Origin of the sequence: Lentzea albidocapillata, from assembly GCF_000719115.1 — a bacterium.
Lineage (GTDB): Bacteria > Actinomycetota > Actinomycetes > Mycobacteriales > Pseudonocardiaceae > Lentzea > Lentzea albidocapillata.
Genome location: NZ_JOEA01000019.1, coordinates 1 through 20,995, shown reverse-complemented (window position 1 = coordinate 20,995; position 20,995 = coordinate 1). Strand labels below are relative to the sequence as shown.

The following is a 20,995-nucleotide window of genomic DNA, read 5'->3' as shown; positions in this document are numbered from 1 at the left end:
TTACCGACCGGTAGGGATGTCGCGCAGCCCGGCCGGCAGTGGACAGAGTTGTCACCACAAGTGGAGGAGACGCCGTGGCCGCACCAGCAGCGCCGGCACGGGTTCGGAACGTGGTCTTCGTCGACGGCGTCCGCACGCCGTTCGGCAAGGCCGGCCCCAAGGGGATTTTCGCCGAGACCCGTGCCGACGACCTCATCGTGAAGGTCATCCGTGAGCTGCTGCGCAGGCACCCCGAGCTGCCGCCGGAGCGGGTCGACGAGGTCGCCATCGCCGCGACCACGCAGATCGGCGACCAGGGCCTCACGCTCGGCCGCACCGCCGCACTGCTCGCGGGCCTGCCGAAGTCGGTCCCCGGATACTCGATCGACCGCATGTGCGCGGGCGCGATGACCGCCGTGACCACGGCCGCCAGCGGCATCGCGTTCGGCGCCTACGACGTCGCCATCGCGGGCGGTGTCGAGCACATGGGCCGCCACCCGATGGGCGAGGGCGTCGACCCGAACCCGCGCTTCCTGTCGGACCGGATCGTCGACACCAGCGCGCTCGTGATGGGCCAGACCGCCGAGAACCTGCACGACCGGTTCCCGCACATCACCAAGGACCGCACCGACGCCTACGCGGCCGCTTCCCAGGCCAAGTACGCCGACGCGATCAAGAACGGCAAGATCGGGCCGGAACTCGTGCCCGTCGCGACCCGTTCGGCCGAGAACGGCTGGGGCCTCGCGACGGCCGACGAGCCGCCGCGTCCGGGCACCACGGTCGAGGACCTGGGCAAGCTCAAGACCCCGTTCCGCCCGCACGGCCGGATCACCGCGGGCAACGCGGCCGGTCTGAACGACGGCGCGACCGGCTGCATCCTCGCCGAGGAGGAGACCGCGCGCGAACTCGGCCTTCCCATCGGCATGCGGATGGTCGGCTACTCCTTCCTGGGTGTCGAGCCCGAGGTCATGGGCATCGGCCCGGTGCCCGCCACCGAGAAGGCTCTCCAGCGCGCCGGTCTGTCCATTGAGGACATCGGCCTGTTCGAGGTCAACGAGGCGTTCGCCATTCAGGTGCTCGCATTCCTCGACCACTTCGGCATCGCCGACGACGACGCCCGCGTGAACCAGTGGGGCGGCGCGATCGCGACCGGCCACCCGCTGGCTTCGAGCGGTGTGCGCCTCATGACGCAGCTGTCGCGTCAGTTCGCCGAGCGTCCGGACGTGCGCTACGGCCTCACCACCATGTGCATCGGCATCGGCATGGGTGGCACGGTTATCTGGGAGAACCCCCACTGGGAATCGGCACAGCGGAGTGGCAAGTGACCATCAGCGCCCCCGCCTCGATGAACCTTTACAGGAGTGGCAAGTGACTATCTCCCTTGAGGAAGCAAAGGCGATCTTCCCCGACGAGGTCGTCACCCACGCCAAGACTCGTCTGATCTCGGTGCCGGGCCTGGACAAGCCGGTCGCGTTCATCACGATCGACAACGGCCTGGACCACACCCGCCCGTCGACGTTCGGCCCGCAGTCGCTCGTCTCGCTCGGCGCGGCGTTCGACGAGGCCTACGCCGCCGGCCCGGCCGCGATCGCGGTGACCGGCAAGCCGTTCATCTTCGCCGTCGGCGCGGACCTGACCGCCGTCGAGCAGGCCACGGACCGCTCGCAGGGCGTCACGATCGGCCAGCTGGGCCACGAGGTCTTCAAGAAGTTCACCGACTCGGACATCCCGACCTTCGCCTTCGTCAACGGCGCGGTCATGGGCGGCGGGCTCGAGCTCGCGCTGTCGTGCCACTACCGCACGCTGGCGTCGAACGCGGCCGCGATCGCGCTGCCCGAGGTGTTCCTGGGCCTGTTCCCGGGCTGGGGCGGCACGCAGCTGCTGCCGAACCTGATCGGCGCCAACGACGCCGTGACGGTGATCTTCGAGAACGCGTTGAACCAGAACAAGATGCTCAAGCCGAAGGATGCTCTCGCGCTGGGCATCGCGGACGTGCTGTTCGACTCCGCCGACTACCTGGAGCAGTCGCTGCTGTGGCTGTCCGGCGTCGTGCGCGGTGAGATCTCCGTGCCCCGCAAGGAGATCGACCGCGGTGACGCGTGGGACGCCGCCGTCGCGCGCGCCAAGGGCATCGTGCACGGCAAGACCAAGGGCGCGGCGCCGGGTGCGCAGAAGGCTCTGGAACTGCTGGAGCTGGCGCGCGAGAACGACCTGGAGAAGGGCTACGCCGCCGAGACCGAGGGCCTCGCGGACCTCGTCATGAGCGACGAGCTGCGCGCGGGCCTGTACTCGTTCAACCTGGTGCAGAAGCGCGCGAAGCGTCCGGCCGGTGCGCCGGACAAGTCGCTGGCGCGCAAGGTCACCAAGGTCGGTGTCGTCGGCGCGGGCCTGATGGCCTCGCAGATGGCGCTGCTGTTCATCCGCCGCCTGCACGTGCCGGTCGTGCTGACCGACATCGACCAGGCGCGCGTGGACAAGGGCGTCGGCTACGTCCACAGCGAGATCGACAAGCTGGCGGGCAAGAAGCGGATCTCGCCGGACGAGGCGAACCGGCTGAAGGCGCTGGTCTCCGGCTCGCTCGACAAGTCCGCGTTCTCCGACGCCGACTTCGTGATCGAGGCCGTGTTCGAGGACCTCGCCGTGAAGCAGCAGGTGTTCGCCGAGGTCGAGGAGCACGTCTCCGCCGAGGCGATCCTCGCCACGAACACGTCGTCGCTGTCCATCACGGACATGGCGTCGAAGCTCAAGCACCCCGAGCGGGTCGTGGGCTTCCACTTCTTCAACCCGGTCGCGATCATGCCGCTGCTGGAGATCGTGCGCGCCGAGCAGACCGACGACGCCACGCTTGCCACGGCGTTCTCGATCGGCAAGCAGCTCAAGAAGTCCTCGGTGCTCGTGAAGGACGCGCCCGCGTTCGTCGTGAACCGCCTGCTGACCCGCTTCATGGGCGAGGTCATCAAGTCGGTCGACGAGGGCACGTCGTTCGAGGTCGCCGACAAGGCCACCGAGCCGCTCGGCCTGCCGATGTCGCCGATGATCCTGCTGCAGCTCGTCGGTTCCGCCGTCGCGCTGCACGTGTCGGAGACGATGCACGGCGCGTTCCCGGACCGTTTCTCGGTGTCGGAGAACATGAAGAAGTTCGTCGCCGCCGGCAAGGGCGCGGTCTGGCAGTGGGACTCCACGGGCGCGCAGACCGTCGACCCCGAGGTCCAGGCGCTGTGGGAGTTCGGCTCCTCCCCGCTGACGGGTGACGAGGTCAAGACCCGCGCGCTGGAGGCGCTGGCCGAGGAGATCCGGATCATGCTCGACGAGGGCGTGGTCGCGGAGGCGCAGGACATCGACCTGTGCATGCTCCTGGGCGCCGGGTGGCCGTTCTGGCTGGGCGGCATCACGCCGTACCTGGACCGCACCGGCATCTCGGAGAAGGTGACCGGTAAGCGTTTCCTGGCACCGGGTGTGGCCTCCGTGCCCGCCTGATCGCCGCAACTTTCAGGGGCGCCTTCCACCTGTCTGGTGGAGGGCGCCTCTGTCGTTGAAACCGCTGGAAGCCTGTTCCTAGGCCTCCGGCGCCATCACCGGCTGGTGGAGCTCGGCCGACCCGTCCTTGCGGATGAAGTAGGCGTCGATGTTCGTCGCGCGCAGCGTCACCTCGGAGCCGGCCACCAGTTCCCGGTAGCGAAGCAGGTCCGGCAGCCCGATGGCGACGGTGTCGAACGGGTGCGTCTGGCGCAGCATCAACGACCTGCGCAACGCCTCGCTGAACGCCCAGCGGGGTGCGTCGTCGTCTCCGGGGACTTCTACCAGCGCGCCTTCGAGGTGACGTTCGAGCGCGGCTCGCACGTGGTCCGCCGTGCCCCACGACGCGATGTCCGTGACAGTCATGTGTCACGTATCGGGATGAATCGCGGGATCATTAGCCGTTGGGATGTTTCGATCAGGTCATGTTCCTGTGTCCCGCGATCCTCAGCGCGTGCGTTCCTCACTGATGCAGAGCGAACTCCGCGAACTCCTGCACCCGCGCGACCGTGATGCCCTCGCGCTGTTCCACGGCGAGCGGGTGATCGGTGGGTTCGACCTCGACCAACGGCCGCACCCCGACCTCCTGCGTGTGCAGGTTGATCTTGAGGTTGAGCGTCGTGGGCTCGTAGCCGGGCAGGATCGTCGACAGCCAGCCGAAGTAGGGCGGCTCGTTCACACGGGCGGGGTCCTCGAACACGTCGATCATGCGGCCGAAGTTCGCCGGCGAGATCGAGACCCACACACCCCATTCGAAGTCCTCGTCGGCGTCGCGCACCGGCAGGACGATGCGGCCACGCACGAAGAAGTGCTCGTTCTCGATCACGCACTGCTCCCCCGAGAGGAAGCTGCCGGGCTTCTCGGCGACGTCCGGCGACCAGTACACGGGCGCGGCCATCGAGTAACCGAATGGAAGGCCTTCGTGCACCTCACCGCAGCACGAACAGGTGAACCCCGCAGCAATCATGGCAGCCAGCTTAGAGTCGCCGGCCTGCGCTGATTCCTCCACGGGTGCTCAGACCTGACGGATCGGCACGACCTCGACGAGCCGCCCGACGTCCTTGAAGTCCTTGACGTTCATCGTCAGCACCGGCAGGCCCGCGACCGCCGCCGTGGCCGCGATCTGCAGGTCCATCCTCCTCGGGCGCGGGCTTCGGCCGGCGCGCCGCACCAGCGAGGCCATCTGCCCGTAGACCTTGGCCTCCTCGACACCGAACGGCAGCACCTCGAACGTCTGCAGCGCCGCGTAATACCGTTCCGTGCGCGCGAACCGCTCGACCGGATCCTCGGTGTCGAGCCCGAACGCGATCTCCGCGATCGTCACGGCACTCAGGAACGGCTGGGCGTTCACGTACTCACCCAGATTCGCCCGCTCGAGCCTGATCAGCACACAGGTGTCGAGCAGACAGCTCAGCTCTGCCACGGGTCGTCCAGCGGGTCGTCCACGCCGAACACCTCGTCGGCCGCGCGGCGGTCGGCCTCCCACCGGTCCGCGTCGACCGGCGGCAGGGTGCCGAACAGCACCTGAACGTCACCCAGAGGCGGACGGGTCACGGCGTCCTCCCGGTACGGCAGGAGCTGCGCGACGGGCTTGTTGTTGCGGGTGACGACGAAGCTCTCACCCGCCTCGACGCGCCGCATGATCTCCGCGTTGTCGTTGCGGAGCTCACGCTGGCCGATGGCTTTGAGCTGCTGCATGCCACCACCGTAGCGCAAAATGCAGAAAAGTGCTACGGAGTAGCTACGCTCGGAACCGAGCATTTGCAGGGTCCGGGTTCTCAACTAGCCTCTTCAGATATGAGAACGATTCGCGTCTTGGCTCCCCTGCTCCTGGCCGCGAGTCTCGTGGCTCCCGTGCAAGCGCACGCGGAGGAGGCGGCCTGGACCGGCCCCCTCAGCACCCGAGGCCGGTGGATCGTCGACGCACACGGCGACCGCTTCAAGCTCAAGTCCGGGAACTGGCACGGTGCGAGCGGCACCTACACCGGTTCCGGCGACATCAACGACCCCGCCAACCACCACTCCGGCGAAAAGGCCGACCAGGTTCCGCTCGGCCTCGACCGCGCGACCATGGCCACGATCATCAGTGGTTTCAAGGAGATCGGCGTCAACAGCATCAGGCTGCCGTTCTCCAACCAGATGCTCAAGGACACCAACCCCGTCCGCGGCCTGAAGGACGCGCAGCTCAACGGAAAGCGGCCGCTCGAGGTCTACGACGCGGTCGTGGCCGAACTGACCCGCAACAACCTCGCCGTCATCCTCAACAACCACACCACGACCTCGCGGTGGTGCTGCGGTGTCGACGGCAACGAGCGTTGGAACACCAGCCAGAGCACCGACCAGTGGATCAACGACTGGGCGTTCATGGCCGGCCGCTACAAGGCGAACAAGCGCGTGGTCGGCGCGGATCTCTACAACGAGGTGCGCCGCAACGTCTGGGACGACCCGAACTGGGGCTGGGGCAACGACCACGACTGGCACAAGGCCTCCCAGCAGGCCGCCGACCGCCTCCAGCAGACCGCGCCCGACCTGCTCGTCATCGTCGAGGGCATCAACTGGACCGGCATCCCCGTCGACGGCTTCGCGCACGGCCGGCCGACGCTGGAGCCGGCGCGCTTCCTCAGCCACACGCTCGCCAATCCCGCCAAGCTCGTCTACTCGGCCCACTTCTACGGCTACACCGGGCCGAACCACAGCGGTGCCACGGGAATCGGCGAGACGACCGATCCCCGTTACCAGGACCTCTCGCCGCAGGAGCACATCAACGTCCTGCAGCGCCAGGCCTTCTTCATCACCGAGGCACAGAAGCACTTCACCGCGCCGCTGTGGATCAGCGAGTTCGGCGTCGGCGGCCGCGGGGAGAACAACCCCAAGGCGCGCGACTGGTTCGAGCGGTTCGTGAACCAGCTGATCGCCGACGACACCGACTTCGCCTACTGGCCGCTGGTCGGCTTCCACACCAACCGGGGCGGCAACGGATGGGCGTTGCTGCACTGGGACGCGGCCGGCAACCGCATGGGCGTCAACGACGGTGACGACTGGCGGGCCGGCGCGTGGAACCGCCTCGTCACCGCGCCGAGCCGCACCGGGCAGATCCCGCAGGAGACCCGGTGGAACCAGCTCCTCAAGGAATCCTGCCCGCAGAACGAGAAGCTCGTCGGCATCAGCCACACGGGCAACCGCGGCCTGTGCGTCAGCGGTCCACAGTGGAGCGGCACGACCAGGGTCACCAACGAGCAGCACGTGACCAACGACTGGGCATCCGGCTACACGAAGCTCCAGTGCCCGAACAACAACGCGGCTGTCGGCTACGCGAACTTCACGCTGGTCTGCGCTCCGGTCGCGACCGGCTCCACCAGCCGCGTCATCTGGTTCGACCGCGGCGACAACCGGCCGGACCAGGGCGGCGACTGGGCCAGCGGGCACTACAAGGGCCAGTGCGCGCAGAACGAGCACATCGCCGGCGTCGCCTACAACTGGCGCAGGACCCCGGACGCGTTGCTCTGCCGGAAGTGAAGTCCTAACTGTTCCAGGAACGCGGCCGCGGGATCTTCGACATCCGTCGAGGTCTTGCGGCCGTTCTCCGTCACCACGATCTTCTTGTCCGTCACCGTGATCCGCCCCGCGGGCATCGCGAGCGACGCCATCGGCCCCGCGCGGAAGTGCGACTCCGGCGCGGTCTGGTGCCACCAGCAGGTCGGCACGAACTCGGCGAGGTCGCGCGGCCGGCGTTCGAGCCGGTAGGAGGGCTTGCCGTCCATCAGCACCTCCACGTCGTCACCCGAGTCCACGAGCCGGAACACGCCGAACGGATCGTGCTGGTCCTCGCGCGACTTCCAGTCGAGCGGGTGCAACGTGAACGCCCCGAACCCGACGTCGGCGATCCAGGCGCCGTCCACGAGCAACGCCAGGTGGTCGAACGGCGGACCGAGCCGCTGTTCCTCGCCCACCGTGCGCGCCGCGAGCAGGTCGACGCTGTGTCCCAAGTGCCGCAACAACTCCGCGAACAGTCCGTTGAGCTCGTAGCAGAACCCGCCGCGCCGTTGCGTCACGATCTTGTCGTGGAGCCACGGGATCTCCAGCACGATCCGGGTGTCCATGTGCGTGTAGAGGTTCTCGAACGGGACGCTCAGCAGGTGCCGCTCGTGCAGCTCTGCCAACGACGACGTGCGAGAGGCACCGATGCGCTGTAGGTAGTCGTCCACCGTGCCACGATAACCACATGGGCGAGGTCAGGATCGGCACTTCGGGGTGGGTCTACTCACCCTGGCGCGGCGTGTTCTACCCCAAGGGCGTCACGCAGAAACGCGAGCTGGCCTACCTGAGCGAGCAGTTCGGTTCGGTCGAGATCAACGGCTCCTTCTACTCGCTGCAACGCCCGTCCAGCTACCAGAAGTGGGCCGCCGACACACCGGACGACTTCGTGTTCTCCGTCAAGGGCAGCCGTTTCATCACGCACATGAAACGCCTCAAGGACGGCAACGAGCTCCTCGCGAACTACCTCGCGTCCGGAGTCCTCGCCCTGGGCCCGAAACTCGGTCCGATCCTCTGGCAGCTGCCGGCCACGCTGCGGTTCGACGCGGACCTGCTCACGAGCTTCTTCGAGGGCCTGCCCCGCACCACCACGGAGGCTGCGGAGGTCGCGAAGCGCCACGACCATCGCGTCGACCCGGCCCACACCACCACGGACGCCGAACGGCCGATGCGCTACGCCCTCGAAGTGCGCCACGACAGCTACAACACACCGGAGTTCGTCGATCTGCTCCGGCGCCACGACATCGCGCTGGTGGTCGCGGACGCTGCCGGCAAGTACCCGTTGATCGAGGAGGTGACGAGCGACTTCGTCTACGTCCGGTTGCACGGCCACGACGAGCTCTACGTCAGCGGCTACACCGACGAGGGCCTCGACCAGTGGGCGGAGAAGGTTCGCGCCTGGCGGAAGCAGGGCGACGTGTTCGTCTACTTCGACAACGACGCGAAGGCCTACGCGCCGCGCGACGCCAAAGCGCTGCAAGATCGTCTGGCCGATTGAGCCGAACGGACGCACACTCATCCGGACGGAGGTGCGCCCATGTCGACGAAGAGCATCATCGCCGCCCTGGTGATCACTGCGGGCGCGGTCGCCTCCAGTGGGATCGCCGTAGCGCAGAGTGACAAGACCTGCGACAAGGGCGAGTTCTGCGTCTGGTCGGGCGCGGACTACACGGGAACCGTCCAGCGCCTCGACGTGGAATCGGCGAACCCCGGCGAATGCATCACCCTCACCGTGACCGGCAAGTCCTTCGCCAACCGCCTGAGCAGGGACGCGACCGTCTACCAGCGCGAGAACTGCTCGACCGAGGCCGAGTTCACCACCTATCCGAAGCACGGCACCTACGTGCCGGACGCCTACTTCGTGATCAGGGGTCTCCAGGTGTGGGGTCCTTAACGACGGCGACCTACTTTAGTAACCCTATGTAACACCACTCGATCGTGTGAGTACTCGCCAGTAGGTCCCCTTTCGTGCCTAAGTTGCCGCCCTATCGAGTGGTGGCAGCTGGAGGAAATGTGACCGTGGCGGGTGAAGCCGGGTTACTCGAACTGATGGCCGGGCGACTGGCCAAAGACGATCTCACCCCACGTGCGGCAGAACTGGTGCTGGCGGCGTGCCGGGGGGAGGCGGCTCTGGAGCGCGCGCTCGCCGGTGTGCCCTCACGGCAAGAGGCCCCGCGAGAGCGGACGAACGGCCCTGGCCAGGAGATCTTCGTGTCGGAGATCCGGGTGCGCGGCTTCCGGGGCATCGGGCCCCAGGCACGCCTGCCGCTGGCACCGGGTCCAGGACTGACCGTCGTCACCGGACGCAACGGCTCGGGCAAGTCGAGCTTCGCCGAGGCCGCCGAACTGGCGCTGACCGGCTACAACTCGCGCTGGACCCGAGCACGGCACGACGTGTGGCGGCTGGGCTGGCGCAACCTGCACCAGAGGGACACCGCCGTCGAACTGGAGCTCGTCGAAGCCGCCAGGACGGACAGGACGACGATCCGAAGGCAGTGGGCGCCGCAGGACAACCTGGCGCAGGGCGAGTGGACGCAGGACAACAGCCCGTTCGACGACAGCAAGTGGCACGAGGCGCTGGAGACCTACCGGCCGTTCCTGCCCTACAGCGAACTGGGGACCGTTCTCGACGCGCAACCCGAGGACCTCTACGAGGCGATGCACCGCCTCTTGGGCCTGGAAGCGATCACCGAAGCGCAACAAGCGCTGGCCGAGCACCGCAAACGTCTCGCTGAGATCGTCGCCCGCCCTCACGACCGGAGGGAACGCGTGCGCGCGGAGCTGCTGGCGTCCCAAGACGAACGCGCCCGCCACGCCGCCGCACTGCTCGGCAGCGACTCCCCCGACCTCGACGCCATCGCGGACCTCGCGCTCGGCGCGGACGTCGGCACCGGCACGAACCTGCTGCACCAGATCATGGACGTGACGCTGCCTCCCGACGACGAGATCGACCGGGTCCGCGAGACGCTCGACCTGGCGCTCGGCGCGGTCACCGTGGTGGCCACGGCCAACGCGCAGGACTCGTTGCGGTGCAGCGAGATCCTGCGGCTCGCGATCCAGCTGCAGGAGTCCGGCGGCAGCCAGACGTGCCCGGTGTGCGATCTCGGCCGGCTCGACGGGATGTGGCTCGGCAAGGCCAGGGAACGCGCCGAGCACCTCGCGAGGGCCGCCGCCGAACTGCACGAGGCCGCCGACCGCCTGGACGTGGCCGTCGCGGCCACGCGGGCGTTGTGCCTGCCGGTGCCCGAGGTGCTGGCCGAGGCGCAGGGCGTGCTCGACACGACGATCGCGCTGCAGGCCTGGCACGCGTGGGAGGCCTGCGTCTCGATCGACGACCCCGTGCGGCTGCGCCAGGAGTTGTTCGGCCGGTATGCGGAGCTCGTCCAGGCCGTGGACCAGCTGAAGGCCGTGGCGCGCGAGCAGATCGACCGGCGTGACCTGGTGTGGCGGCCGATGGCGATCGCGTTGTTCGAGTGGCATTCGCTGGCGCAACAAGCGCTTGCGGACGCCGAGGTGCTCGCCGGCGTGACGGAGGCGGAGAACTGGATCCGCAAGACCGCGGCCACGCTGCGGTCCGAGCGGATCGCGCCGTTCGCCAAGGAGTCGCAGCGGATCTGGCAGCGGTTGCGCCAGCAGAGCAACGTCGACCTGGGCGCGGTGCGGCTCGGTGGCACCCGCAACGTCGAGCTGGACGTGTCGGTCGACGGCGTCTCGAACTCGGCGCTCGCGGTGATGAGCCAGGGCGAGCTGCACTCGCTGGGGCTCGCGTTGTTCCTGCCGCGCGCACTGGTGGACGAGAGCCCGTTCCGGTTCGTGATGATCGACGACCCGGTGCAGGCGATGGACCCGTCCAAGGTGGACGGTCTCGCGCAGGTGCTCGCCGACGTCGGGCTGACCCGCCAGGTCGTGGTCTTCACGCACGACGAACGGCTGGTGGAGGCGTTGCGGCGGCTGCGGCTGCCGGCGACGGTCTGGGATGTCTGCCGCGGCGAGGACTCCGTCGTGCAGGTACGGATGTCCGACGACCCGGTCGGCCGCTGCCTGGGCGACGCCCGCGCGATGCGGGTCGACGAGGACCTGCCCGACGCGTTGCGGGCCGAGCTCGTGGCGTCGTGCTGCCGGGCGGCCCTGGAAGCGGCGTCGCACGCCCGGTTCCGCCGCGAACGACTCGGCCGCGGCGTACCGCACGCCGAGGTCGAGCGCCTGCTCGAATGCGCGCTGACGACCAGACAGAAGCTCGCGCTGGCCGTTCTCGACGACCTCGCGGAACCCGCGAAGCTGTTGCCCCACCTGGAGGAGGTCGTCGGATCGTGGGCGGTGGACCTGTTGCTGGCGTGCCGGATCGGCGGGGAGAGCGGAGATCTGGACGTGCTGATCCGCGACACCGAGCTGCTCGCGGGGTGGCTGCAGCGATGAGCCTCCCCTCCGAGGTCCAGGACCGCCTGGCCTGCGTGGCGAACCTGCTGGCGCGCCCCGGCCAGCTCGACGGAGTGCGGATCCGTTGCTGTGCCGAGCTTCTGCGCACCGCGGTGGAACGGTCGGTGGCCCGCGCCTGCGGCGCCGAGAACACCGACCGGCCCGTGCACGCGTTGCTGATCAGTCTTCCGTCCCATGTGGACGCCGACCTGGCGCACGACGCCTCCCAGCTGTGGCACGCGCTGAGCCGCGCGATCCGGCACCACGGCTACGAGCTGACCCCGACCGTCGCGGAACTGACCGGCTGGCACGCCGACACCGCCTCGGTCGCGGCATCTCTCAGGCCGACCCTGACCCTTTCCGGCAACATCGACCTCACCTGAGGGCACTGGTGAAACTGCTGCTGTTCGCGGACCTGCACCTGGACACGCGCTTTCCCAGCGCGGGCCCGGAGCGGCGTCAAGCGCTGCGTGACACGCTGGGCCACATCGTCGACCTCGCCCAGGAATCCGGTGTGGACGCGATGCTCTGCGCCGGCGACCTGTACGAGCACGATCGCTGCTCCCCTTCGACGGCGGAGTTCCTGCGGTCGTCGTTCGACTGCCCGGTGCCGGTGTTCCTGGCGCCGGGCAACGACGACTGGTACGGGCCGCAGTCGGTCTACCAGCAGGTGGACTGGACGCCGAACGTGCACGTGTTCTCGTCGGAGTCGATGACACCCGTGGAGCTCTCCGACGGCATCACGCTGTGGGGTGCCGCGAACGTCGGACCCGGCCCGGCGCGGGACGTCCTGGACGGGTTCGCGGTGAACCGGAGCGGCGTGAACCTGGCCCTGTGCCACGGTTCCGCGCCCGATGACGTCGCGATCACCGGCCTGGACCACGCGTTCCTCGGACACGTGCACACCCCTGAGCACGCCACCGACTACACCTTCCCCGGCAACCCGGATCCGCTGACTCCGGGTGAGACCGGTGAGCGCGGGGCCGTTCTGTGCACGGTGCACGAGGACGGCTCGGTGTCGCGCGAGGTGTTCGACGTGTCGGCGTCGCGGTCGCTCGGCTGGCTGGACTCCGAGAAGACGTTCCCGTTGCTGGACTTCGACACCGTTGCCGCGGAACGGACCGTGCGTGGTCAGTTCGTGCGCGACGTGCTCGCTGATCCTGCTTTGGACGTGGCACTGCGCGGCCGCGTGCTGTCGGCCGGCCTGCGCGCGTTGGAGGAACGATGAGGATCGAATCCGTTACCGCGCACGCGTTCGGGCCGTTGCACGACCGCACGTTGTCATTGGCGCCCGGTCTCACCGTGGTGTCGGGCGTGAACGAGTCCGCGAAGTCGTCATGGCACGCCGCGATCCGCGCGGCTTTGTGCGGCGATCCCTCGGCGCGGCACCGTCCGTGGCACGGCGAGTCCTGGCGGGTGGCGGCCACGGTGTCGCTGGAGTCGGGTGAGGTCGTCTCGGTGGACCGTGATCTCAACGCCGACCTGGCGCCGGACGCCTCGCGCTGGGTCGGGCTGGACCGCATGTCGTTCGCCGCGACCGCGTGCGTGGACCAGGCACAGCTGCTGACCGTGCTGGACGCGGCGGACGGCTTGCAGAACCACCTGCGCCGGGCAGCGGCCACCGCAGGCACGGACGGCACGGTGGAACAGGCGTTGCAACGGCTGACCGCGCCCGTGGACGCGTTGCGGGCCGCGCGGAACCGCTTGCGCGAGGCCGAAACCGATCTGGCCGCAGCTCGCCGTGAGCACACCCGTTACCTGGAACTGAGCGCGCAGGCCCGTTTGGCCGCCGCCGCTCGTGCCCGGCTGGCCGTTCAGGAGCACGCGGAGTCGCTCGCCTCGATCTCCGCCAGGGTGGACCGGCTGGCCGAGTTGCAGGAGCGCTTCGGCGACTCGGCACCGTCCGGGCTCGCCGCGCAGGAGGAACTGACCCACGTGGTCAACCGCGCGCTGGCCGCGTGGCGCGCCGCGCCGACCCCGCGCGTGTTGCCGGGCCCGTCCGCGGCGGCACTCGAGGCCGAACTCGCGGCCCTGCCGGACTTTCCCGTCGGCGAGACCGCTCTGGACGACGAACTCCGCGTCGTGGCCTCGGCCTACGCGACCGCGTCCGCCGTCGCCGCCGCGCACCACGAACGCCGGCCGTCACCGCCGACGAACGCCGAACCGTCCGTACTGCGCGGCATCGCCACGCGCCTGGACCCGGCCGCCGGTGGCCGCCTGACCACGGCGTCGATCGACGTGGACAACGCCCGCCAGTACCAGGACGAGGCAGCCGCCGTCGCGGCCCGCACCCAGGTCGAGGCGGACGTGGCAACGGCGCACATGCAGGAGATCGCGGTGCCGAACCCGTTCCTGCGCAACGCTTTGCTGGCCCTGAGCTGCCTCACGAGCCTGGTGGGCCTGCTGCTGTTCCTGACCGGCCAGCAACTCGCCTCCCTCGGTGTCCTCGTCGCCGCGCTGGTGGCCGGTGTCGGTGGCGCGATGTCCCGCGGCAACGCCGGTGCACGCGAGACCGCCGTGACCTTCGCCGCCGAACGCGCGGCCACCGCCACCCAGGCGCGGAGCGTGTTGTTCAGCGCGGACCGCACTATGGCCGAGGCCGAGGGACAGCGCGCGGTGGCCGTGGAAGCCGCGCGCGTGCACGACGAGGCGGCGGCCGAGTGCGCGGCCCTGGGCGTGCCCGCGGACCGTGAAACGTTGTGGCGCCTGGCCAATCGCCCCGCCTGGGAGGCCGAACACGCCGACCTGGTGTCCGAGGTCGCCCGCACCGAGAAAGCCATCCGCGTGGAACTCGCCGCACGCGGCAAGACCGACGCCGCGATGACCGTGCCGGACCTGCTGGTGGACTACGAGACCGACTGCAAGGTGCGCGCACGCCAGGCGTCGATGGCCGCCCAACGCCCCCAGCTGTCCCAAACCCTGGCAGACCGCCGCCTCGCCGAGGCCACCGTCGCCGAGGCGACCGCCGCACACACCCGAGCCCTGAACCTGCTGCGCGAAGCCGTCACCGCGATCGGCGGCACCGGCGATCGCCCAGAGGACCTCCTCCGCGCGATCGCCGAGTGGCAACGCGGCTGGGACCGCCTGCTGCGCGAGGCCGAGGACGAACGCAACGCGTGGGCCGAACTCCAGGCCCTGATCGCCGCGGGCACCCTGGACGACCTGGAAACCACCCACTCAGCCGCCCAGACCCACCACGCCACCCTGCTGGAAGCAGCCGCCCGTTACGCCGCCTGCGACCCGGTGGACCCGGCCCTGGCCGACGCCGCGGACTCCCTCGCGGCCACCGTCGCCGAACTGGCCCGCGCCCTGCCCAGCGTCCCGGACGCGGAAGAAGCCATGCAGGCCGCCACAGCGGTCCTCACCGAGATCACCGCCGAGGTGGAAGCCATCGGCCTCGCCTCCCGCTACCTGACCGCGGCCCGCGAGAAGGTGCACAGCACCATCGCACCGGCCCTGGAGAACACACTCCGAACGTGGCTGCCCACGGTGACCGACGGCCGTTACGTGGACGCCGCCGTGGACCCGTCAACTCTGACCGTGCGCGTGTGCGCGGCCTCCGAGTCGTGGCACCAGGCCTCACGCCTGTCCCTCGGCACCGCAGAACAGATCTACCTACTGCTGCGCGTAGCCCTCGCCCAGCACCTCGCCACCGAATCCTGCCCACTGCTGCTGGACGACGTCACCGTGCAGGCAGACGGCGCCCGCACGCGCGCCGTCCTGGACCTGCTGCTGCAGCTGTCCGCGGACCGGCAGATCGTCCTGTTCGCGCAGGACGCGGCGGTGGCCGAGTGGGCGCACGAGCGGCTGGGTGAGCAGGACGTGCTGCACCAGCTCACTCCGGTGGCGGCCTGACCGGGAGAAAGGCTGCTGGTACAGCGCTCGCCCGATCGCCAGTTCCGGCGCTGTGCCGACGCGGCGAGTGCAGCGCATGACCAGCAGTTTCCCGGAAATGTCAGACCCCGTCGCTACCGTCGGCCCATGACCAACGCCGCCTTCCGCAAGCTCACCCCCACCGCCGGCGACAGGCTCGCCGACCTGGGCCTGCGCACCGCGATCCTGGACCGGGCGATCGCCGCCGGCATCGACGCGCGCGCCGCCTCGCCGCCGTTCGGGCCGACCAACGCGCCGGGCCTGCTCGACTGGATCCACCGGGTGGGCACGCTGCGGCAGTTGCTGGCGGCGGAGGGGTGGCAGCGCCTCGACCACTGGAACGCCGGGCTGATCCGGCACCCGTCGCGCCCGGTGCTGCTCGGCACGTTGCAGGGCAACAGGGGCACGGGGTCGCCGGAGGCTCCGTTGCGCAGCGACTACGCGAAGGGGCCCGCCCTCGCGGCGATGATGCGGGACAACGACCACGACCAGTTCGCGCTGTTCGAGAACGTGCGCACCGAGGGGCTGAAGTTGTGGTTCCTGGTGACGTATCCACTGCAGCTCGAAGACCGGCTCGTGGTGTTGCGCGAGGTGTCGCAGCCGGAGCCGACGCCGCAGAACCAGATCATCGAGCGGTGGGCACATCGGATTCCGTTGCCGCCGATGGAGTTCCCGCAGCTCAAGGCGCCCAATGTGGACGGTCCGGAGGAGGTGGACTTCCCGATCGCGCTCCGCCGCTAGGACATCGGCCGGGCGACGCCGACGGCGACGTGGGTCAGTGCGGCGGCGCCTGCCAGCAGCACCAGGGTCAGCACGCCGAGCAGGATCGGCCCGCCCAGGAGACGCAGTCGGTAGGTGGCCGCCAGTGCGAGCACCGCGCAGATGATCGGTGCCATCCACACCCAGTGCGGCCACCGCATCAGGCCGACGACCGACAGCCCCAAGAACAGCAGGCCGAGCAGCCAGGCCCCGAAAGAGGCGCTGCGCGCGAGCGAGTCCCGCAACAGGTCATGATCCTTCCGCACCACGTCCCCGAAGCTACGCCGAACAGCCGAGCTACGCCGAACAGCCGAGCCACGCTGATCCGGCCGGTGCACCAGGACCCGCCTGGCAGTCCGCCGCGCCACCAGCGACAATGACCGGATCATGCTCACGCCCTCGCGACTCACGCTCGCCCGCACCCGGCGCGGACTCACCGCGGCCGAGCTGGCGCGGAAGTCGGGCGTGCCGGCACGGGCCATCGGCGAGTACGAGCGTGGGCAGCGCAGGCCCAAGACCGCCGCCGTCGAATCGCTGGCGGGTGCGCTCGGTTTCCCGGCCGAGTTCCTGACGGCACCGGAACCGCCACGGCCGCAGAACGCGCCGCACGACGCGCAGGCGACGGCGGCGGCGCAGCTCGCGATCGAGTTCAACGGGTGGCTGGACCGGCTGTTCGTGCTCCCCCAGCCCGACCTGCCGGCGCCGCGCACCTCGCCGCAGGGCACGCGTGACGTGTGGCGGCTCGCCACCGGGCCGGCGCCGAACATGGTGCAGCTGCTCGAGTCCCACGGTGTGCGGGTGTTCTCACTGCCGGTCGACTGCACCGGGCAGATGGCTTTTTCCTGCTGGCACAACGGAACACCGTTCGTGTTCCTCACCCCGTCGGCGACACCGGAGCAGGCCCGGTTCGACGCGGCTGTCCAGCTCGCCGTGCTCCTCGGGCACGACGAGCCGCACGAGTTCGCCGCCGAGTTCCTGATGCCCCAGCGACAACTGCCCGGCACCGACCACCGGCACTGGCACGTGGGCAGGGACCAGTTCACGAAGTGGGCGAACGTCCACAGCCTCGTGCAGGGCGGCATGACGCGCCGGGAGACCTCCAAGCTGCTCACGAAGGTGTTCAGGGTTCTCCGCGAGAACGGCACGACACCGTTGCACGTGGCCAAAGAACTGAACCTGGGCCTGGAAGAACTGAACGGCCTGGTGTTCGGGCTAGTGCTGACCGCACTACCGGGTGGCGGAGAACCAGGGCCGAGAGGACGCGCACGCCTTACCCTGGTCCACTGATCCGACCTGGGGCAGCACATGATGTTCGTGCGGTATCTCGTTGCCGTGCCGCTGATCCTGATCAACTACGTCGGCGTGCCGTTCGGGTACCTGACGCTGTCGTCGCACCTGTTCCAGCGGTCGCTGCCGGGCAAGCAGTGCATCGCGTTGCTGCCATCAGCGCCACTCGCCTTCGGCGGCCTTCTCGCCGGGACGGGCTGGGAGAAGTCCTTGCTGTCCGTAGCGACGCCATTGGTCGCTCGTGTGGCTCGTGTGGCTCGTGTGGCTCGCGGCGAAGGTCGTGTCGTGGCCGGTCACCGGCGACGTGCGGCGCTCGGCCGTGGCTGCTGCCGGTCGACGACGTCGAGAAGCTCGCCGAGGAGAATCCTCACTCACCGTTGGCGGACGATCCCGATCCGCGACAGAGATCGGTCACTGGCTGGAGTACTCAGCCCGTCATGCTAGGCCAAACGAGCGATCTGTGAAACACATCGCCCGGCATCCCCGACACTGAGAGTGACGGGAAGCCGAGTCGTGAGGATGCCCCATGACGATGCAGCAACGTACAGAGCCTTCGCCTGCCGCCGTTCTGATCGCCGTAGCCGTGCTCGCGCTGGTTCTGACCGTTGCTTTCGGCCCCCTGGGCTTCGTCCTCGGTCTCGCGCTGTTCGCGTTGATGTTCATCGGCACCAAGAACAACACGGCTGATCAGATCGTCCCGGCGCGCACCCGTTCACGCCTTCGCCGCCTGTCGACAGCCGGACGCATCGCGATCGTCGGCGAAGCGCACCACCAGGACGCCATCGCGGAGGTGGCCGGACTCTCGGCGTCCGACCCCAGGGACGACAGGTCCGTCCTGGCGACCGCGGTGCTCGTACCGGAGTCCGCCGGCCGTCACGACCACGCGGCGGTACGGGTCGACCTGCTGCGCGGCGACGGCACCGCGGTCACCGCCGGCTACCTGCGCAGCGAGCAGGCAGCCGACTACCAGTCTCTTCTGCTCGACCTGGCCGAACGCGGCGAGGTCGGCTCGTGCCCGGCCCGCATCATCGGGAGCGGCCAGCGCTATGGCGTGCACCTGTATCTCGGCGCCCCGCGCTTGCTGCTGCTCGACTACGAGGCACTCGGCACGGCGCCGACGTTGCCGGCTGAACACCAGGTCGCCGTCATGGGCGAGCCCGCCCACCAGTACGTGCTGCATCGTGTGGTCAACGGCCGCACTCCCGTGCATGTCATCGCCGAACTCCGCGACTGCAGAATTGTTAAGGGGTCTCACACCGGTGAACACACGCTGGAGGTGCTCCTCGAAGGCGAGTGCATCGGCCAACTCACGTATGCGATGGGCCTTCGCTACTGCGACATGACCCAGGAGTGGCGCGTCCGCACGGGACGCGCTCTCTGCGAAGCCGTCATCACCAATGAGGGCACGCGTGGCCTTCAGGCGAACTTGCTGCTGCCCAAGTAGTCGTCGAACGTCCGCGGCTCACGGCCGAGAACCCGCTGCACGCCGTCGGACAGGTGCGCCTCTTCTCCCGTGCGGATGCGCACGAGCAGCATCGTGACGAGATCCGCGATCTCGTCCGGGTAGCCGAGCCCGCGCATCGCAGCCGCGAACGCCTCCGGCGCGATGTCCGCGTACAGCATGGGGTTTCCGGTGACCGCGGCGATCCGCGCCAGCATCTCGGCGAACGACAACGCCTCGGGCCCGCTGAGTTCGTAGGTCTGCCCGTGGTGACCGGGCTGGGTCAGTGCGACGACCGCGACCTCGGCGATGTCCACCACGTCGATGAACGGGTGGACGCCCTGACCGGCGGGCACAGCGAGCTCACCCTGCTGGACGGGCGCGGCGAACATGTCCTCGTCGAAGTTCTGCATGAACCACGTGGGCCGCAGGATCGTCCACTCCACACCCGACTCCTTGATCGCCGACTCGAACGGGTCGTCGCCGGGAGCGCCGCGCATCGACAGCAGCACGAGCCGGGTGACGCCGGCCTTCACTGCGACGCGCACGAAGTCGGCCAGCAGCAAGGGGTTCTCCGGTGGCACGACGTAGCCGGCGGTCGTGCCCTCGACTGCGGGTTCCCAGGTGTCCGGCGCGGACCAGTCGAACCTCGTCGACGCTGACCGCGACGCCGGGCGTGCGGCGGAGCCGAGGAGGTCGGTGACGCGGCGGCCGGTCTTGCCGGTGGCACCGAGCACGAGAATGGACGAGGCGTTGATTCCGCTCAATGTTGACATGACTAGAGCTAATCAACGTTGACGCGGACGATCCATGCCTGAACAGCCGCCATCCTTGCTCGTTCGTCCACGTGGTACTTAGTGGGGCATGAGTCAGCGTGATCTCGTGGACCTGAGGGACGCCTTGCGCGCGTTCGCCGCTGCCCGCGACTGGGACAGCTACCACACGCCCAAGAACCTGGTGATGGCCTTGTCCGCGGAGGTCGGCGAGCTCACCGACCTCTTCCAGTGGCTGACGCCCGAAGAGGCGCAGGACGCGATGAAGGACCCGGAACTCGCCTGGAACGTCCGCGACGAGCTCGCGGACGTGATGCACTACCTGACCAGGCTGGCGGACAAGCTCGGTGTCGACCTCGTCGAGGCCGCGTTCGCCAAGATCGATCGCAACGAGCGGCGGTTCCCGTCCGGAAGCCTGATCCCTGTACCAGTCGAGAAGGGTGAGCAGTGAGTCTCCAGAACGTGCACGTCCTGCATGTGCACCAGAAGGTCACGTTCATGGTCAACCGGTACGAGGTGTTCGTCGACGACAACGGTGCACCGGGCCAGCTGGTCGGCTTCGCCGAGCAGAAGAGGCTCAAGATCAAGGAGCGGGTCACGATCTACACCGACTCGTCGAAGAGCCAGGTGCTGTTCGAGTTCAACGCGCGCAAGGTACTCGACCTGGGCGGCGGCTACGACGTGACGGACGGGCAGGGCAGGTCGATCGGGTTGTTCCGCAAGAACTTCGCGAAGTCGCTGCTGCGCTCCACCTGGCACCTGGAGCAGCAGGGCTGGGGTCAGGCGACCGGAGCGGAGCGGAACAAGTTCCTCGCGGGCTTCCGCCGGCTGTGGCAGTGGATCCCGGTGATCGGAGATGCGCCGTTCCCCATGCGGTATCACTTTGACTTCGTCACGGAGAACGGCACGCCCGTGTTCAGCGTCGACAAGAAGACCTGGCTTCGCGACCATTACCTGGTCTCGATCCAGGATCCTGGCGTCGACCGCCGGCTCGTGATCGCTCAGGCCGTGGCGCTCGACGCGCTGCAGTCCCGCTAGGACTAGAGGTAAGTCAGCAGGAGGAGGATCAGGCACACCAGCAGCACGACGCCGAGCACTGCGGGCAGGATCGACTGCGAGGACGGCGCGGGCTCGCGGGCGTGCCTGCCCCGCCTCCTGCGCGCTCGCCACCGCAAAGGTGCCTCCCCTACCCACTGCTCGTTCATGACGATCACGGTAGGGAGGTACAACCCGAGCTTGACCCACGTCACCCGCTCGCCGGGGTCTCATCACCCGGACAGCCGCTCAATGAACACAGGACCACATGCACGCGGACATGAAAAAGCCCTGCGGGGAGCGCTTGTGGCGCTCAACCCGCAGGGCAAATTAAGTTCGGCGGCGACCTACTCTCCCACACCGTAACCAGTGCAGTACCATC

General features: G+C 68.9%; 23 protein-coding genes. 15 read left to right on the top strand and 8 right to left on the bottom strand.

Annotation, left to right across the window (positions count from 1 at the left end; genetic code table 11):
• Nucleotides 1–74 precede the first annotated feature (74 nt).
• Nucleotides 75–1,304 carry a thiolase family protein gene (locus tag IG04_RS0129165; protein ID WP_030479940.1) on the top strand — a complete coding sequence of 410 codons (1,230 nt, stop codon included), beginning with the start codon at nucleotides 75–77 and terminating at the stop codon, nucleotides 1,302–1,304.
• 43 nt (nucleotides 1,305–1,347) lie between these two features.
• Nucleotides 1,348–3,456, top strand: a complete 2,109-nt coding sequence (locus IG04_RS0129160; protein ID WP_030479939.1) for a 3-hydroxyacyl-CoA dehydrogenase NAD-binding domain-containing protein — start codon at nucleotides 1,348–1,350, stop codon at nucleotides 3,454–3,456.
• Nucleotides 3,457–3,534: 78 nt separating this feature from the next.
• Here the strand turns inward: IG04_RS0129160 and IG04_RS0129155 are convergent, their stop codons facing one another.
• From IG04_RS0129155 to IG04_RS0129140, 4 genes are all read right to left on the bottom strand, one after another.
• Entirely contained in the window at nucleotides 3,535–3,861 is a 327-nt protein-coding gene (locus IG04_RS0129155; RefSeq protein WP_030479938.1) for a hypothetical protein, read from the bottom strand.
• Between the two features lie 97 nt (nucleotides 3,862–3,958).
• The gene (locus IG04_RS0129150) at nucleotides 3,959–4,462 is read right to left on the bottom strand and encodes a DUF2199 domain-containing protein (protein WP_030479937.1); all 504 of its coding nucleotides are present in this window, start codon (nucleotides 4,460–4,462) and stop codon (nucleotides 3,959–3,961) included.
• Nucleotides 4,463–4,510: 48 nt separating this feature from the next.
• The gene (locus IG04_RS0129145; protein WP_030479936.1) at nucleotides 4,511–4,918 is read right to left on the bottom strand and encodes a type II toxin-antitoxin system VapC family toxin; all 408 of its coding nucleotides are present in this window, start codon (nucleotides 4,916–4,918) and stop codon (nucleotides 4,511–4,513) included.
• Nucleotides 4,906–5,193, bottom strand: a complete 288-nt coding sequence (locus IG04_RS0129140) for a type II toxin-antitoxin system Phd/YefM family antitoxin (RefSeq protein WP_030479935.1) — start codon at nucleotides 5,191–5,193, stop codon at nucleotides 4,906–4,908. The genes IG04_RS0129145 and IG04_RS0129140 overlap by 13 nt, the downstream gene beginning before the upstream one ends.
• Before the next feature lie 117 nt (nucleotides 5,194–5,310).
• Here IG04_RS0129140 and IG04_RS0129135 point away from each other — a divergent pair, with 117 nt between their 5' ends.
• Nucleotides 5,311–7,011, top strand: coding sequence for a glycoside hydrolase family 5 protein (locus IG04_RS0129135; protein WP_338043595.1), 1,701 nt, complete (start codon nucleotides 5,311–5,313; stop codon nucleotides 7,009–7,011).
• On the opposite strand, the gene IG04_RS0129130 is transcribed toward IG04_RS0129135, so the two are convergent.
• Complete coding sequence (locus IG04_RS0129130; protein ID WP_030479933.1) at nucleotides 6,966–7,700, bottom strand: arylamine N-acetyltransferase family protein; 735 nt, start codon at nucleotides 7,698–7,700, stop codon at nucleotides 6,966–6,968. The genes IG04_RS0129135 and IG04_RS0129130 overlap by 46 nt on opposite strands.
• 17 nt (nucleotides 7,701–7,717) lie before the next feature.
• Here IG04_RS0129130 and IG04_RS0129125 point away from each other — a divergent pair, with 17 nt between their 5' ends.
• From IG04_RS0129125 to IG04_RS0129095, 7 genes are all read left to right on the top strand, one after another.
• Nucleotides 7,718–8,527 (top strand): DUF72 domain-containing protein, encoded by an 810-nt coding sequence (locus tag IG04_RS0129125; protein ID WP_030479932.1) that lies wholly within the window; start codon nucleotides 7,718–7,720, stop codon nucleotides 8,525–8,527.
• 39 nt (nucleotides 8,528–8,566) lie between these two features.
• Complete coding sequence (locus tag IG04_RS0129120; protein ID WP_030479931.1) at nucleotides 8,567–8,923, top strand: peptidase inhibitor family I36 protein; 357 nt, start codon at nucleotides 8,567–8,569, stop codon at nucleotides 8,921–8,923.
• Between the two features lie 119 nt (nucleotides 8,924–9,042).
• Entirely contained in the window at nucleotides 9,043–11,445 is a 2,403-nt protein-coding gene (locus IG04_RS0129115; protein ID WP_051770907.1) for an AAA family ATPase, read from the top strand.
• Nucleotides 11,442–11,828, top strand: a complete 387-nt coding sequence (locus IG04_RS44325; protein WP_051770905.1) for a hypothetical protein — start codon at nucleotides 11,442–11,444, stop codon at nucleotides 11,826–11,828. Before IG04_RS0129115 ends, IG04_RS44325 begins: the two co-directional genes overlap by 4 nt.
• 8 nt (nucleotides 11,829–11,836) lie before the next feature.
• Nucleotides 11,837–12,673, top strand: a complete 837-nt coding sequence (locus IG04_RS0129105) for a metallophosphoesterase family protein (protein ID WP_051770903.1) — start codon at nucleotides 11,837–11,839, stop codon at nucleotides 12,671–12,673.
• Nucleotides 12,670–15,300, top strand: coding sequence for an AAA family ATPase (locus IG04_RS0129100; RefSeq protein WP_030479928.1), 2,631 nt, complete (start codon nucleotides 12,670–12,672; stop codon nucleotides 15,298–15,300). The genes IG04_RS0129105 and IG04_RS0129100 overlap by 4 nt, the downstream gene beginning before the upstream one ends.
• A gap of 126 nt (nucleotides 15,301–15,426) precedes the next feature.
• The gene (locus IG04_RS0129095; protein WP_030479927.1) at nucleotides 15,427–16,059 is read left to right on the top strand and encodes a hypothetical protein; all 633 of its coding nucleotides are present in this window, start codon (nucleotides 15,427–15,429) and stop codon (nucleotides 16,057–16,059) included.
• Here IG04_RS0129095 and IG04_RS0129090 read toward each other — a convergent pair.
• Nucleotides 16,056–16,346, bottom strand: coding sequence for a hypothetical protein (locus tag IG04_RS0129090; protein ID WP_030479926.1), 291 nt, complete (start codon nucleotides 16,344–16,346; stop codon nucleotides 16,056–16,058). The genes IG04_RS0129095 and IG04_RS0129090 overlap by 4 nt on opposite strands.
• A gap of 118 nt (nucleotides 16,347–16,464) precedes the next feature.
• On the opposite strand from IG04_RS0129090, the gene IG04_RS0129085 reads away from it, so the two are divergent.
• The 3 genes from IG04_RS0129085 to IG04_RS0129075 all read left to right on the top strand — a co-directional run bounded on the left by IG04_RS0129085 (nucleotide 16,465) and on the right by IG04_RS0129075 (nucleotide 18,808).
• On the top strand, nucleotides 16,465–17,364 hold the full coding sequence (locus IG04_RS0129085; protein WP_030479925.1) for a helix-turn-helix domain-containing protein: 900 nt from the start codon (nucleotides 16,465–16,467) through the stop codon (nucleotides 17,362–17,364).
• A gap of 27 nt (nucleotides 17,365–17,391) precedes the next feature.
• Nucleotides 17,392–17,808, top strand: coding sequence for a hypothetical protein (locus IG04_RS0129080; RefSeq protein WP_144065767.1), 417 nt, complete (start codon nucleotides 17,392–17,394; stop codon nucleotides 17,806–17,808).
• Between the two features lie 88 nt (nucleotides 17,809–17,896).
• Nucleotides 17,897–18,808, top strand: coding sequence for a hypothetical protein (locus IG04_RS0129075; protein WP_144065766.1), 912 nt, complete (start codon nucleotides 17,897–17,899; stop codon nucleotides 18,806–18,808).
• On the opposite strand, the gene IG04_RS0129070 is transcribed toward IG04_RS0129075, so the two are convergent.
• Nucleotides 18,781–19,581, bottom strand: a complete 801-nt coding sequence (locus tag IG04_RS0129070) for a Rossmann-fold NAD(P)-binding domain-containing protein (protein ID WP_030479922.1) — start codon at nucleotides 19,579–19,581, stop codon at nucleotides 18,781–18,783. The two genes, IG04_RS0129075 and IG04_RS0129070, sit on opposite strands and share 28 nt — an antisense overlap.
• A gap of 88 nt (nucleotides 19,582–19,669) precedes the next feature.
• Between IG04_RS0129070 and IG04_RS0129065 the strand changes: the two genes are divergently transcribed.
• Nucleotides 19,670–20,029 carry a nucleotide pyrophosphohydrolase gene (locus IG04_RS0129065; RefSeq protein WP_030479921.1) on the top strand — a complete coding sequence of 120 codons (360 nt, stop codon included), beginning with the start codon at nucleotides 19,670–19,672 and terminating at the stop codon, nucleotides 20,027–20,029.
• Nucleotides 20,026–20,616, top strand: coding sequence for an LURP-one-related family protein (locus tag IG04_RS0129060; protein ID WP_030479920.1), 591 nt, complete (start codon nucleotides 20,026–20,028; stop codon nucleotides 20,614–20,616). Before IG04_RS0129065 ends, IG04_RS0129060 begins: the two co-directional genes overlap by 4 nt.
• A 2-nt stretch (nucleotides 20,617–20,618) precedes the next feature.
• Here IG04_RS0129060 and IG04_RS0129055 read toward each other — a convergent pair whose 3' ends face one another.
• Complete coding sequence (locus IG04_RS0129055) at nucleotides 20,619–20,783, bottom strand: hypothetical protein (protein WP_157513017.1); 165 nt, start codon at nucleotides 20,781–20,783, stop codon at nucleotides 20,619–20,621.
• Nucleotides 20,784–20,995: the final 212 nt, after the last annotated feature.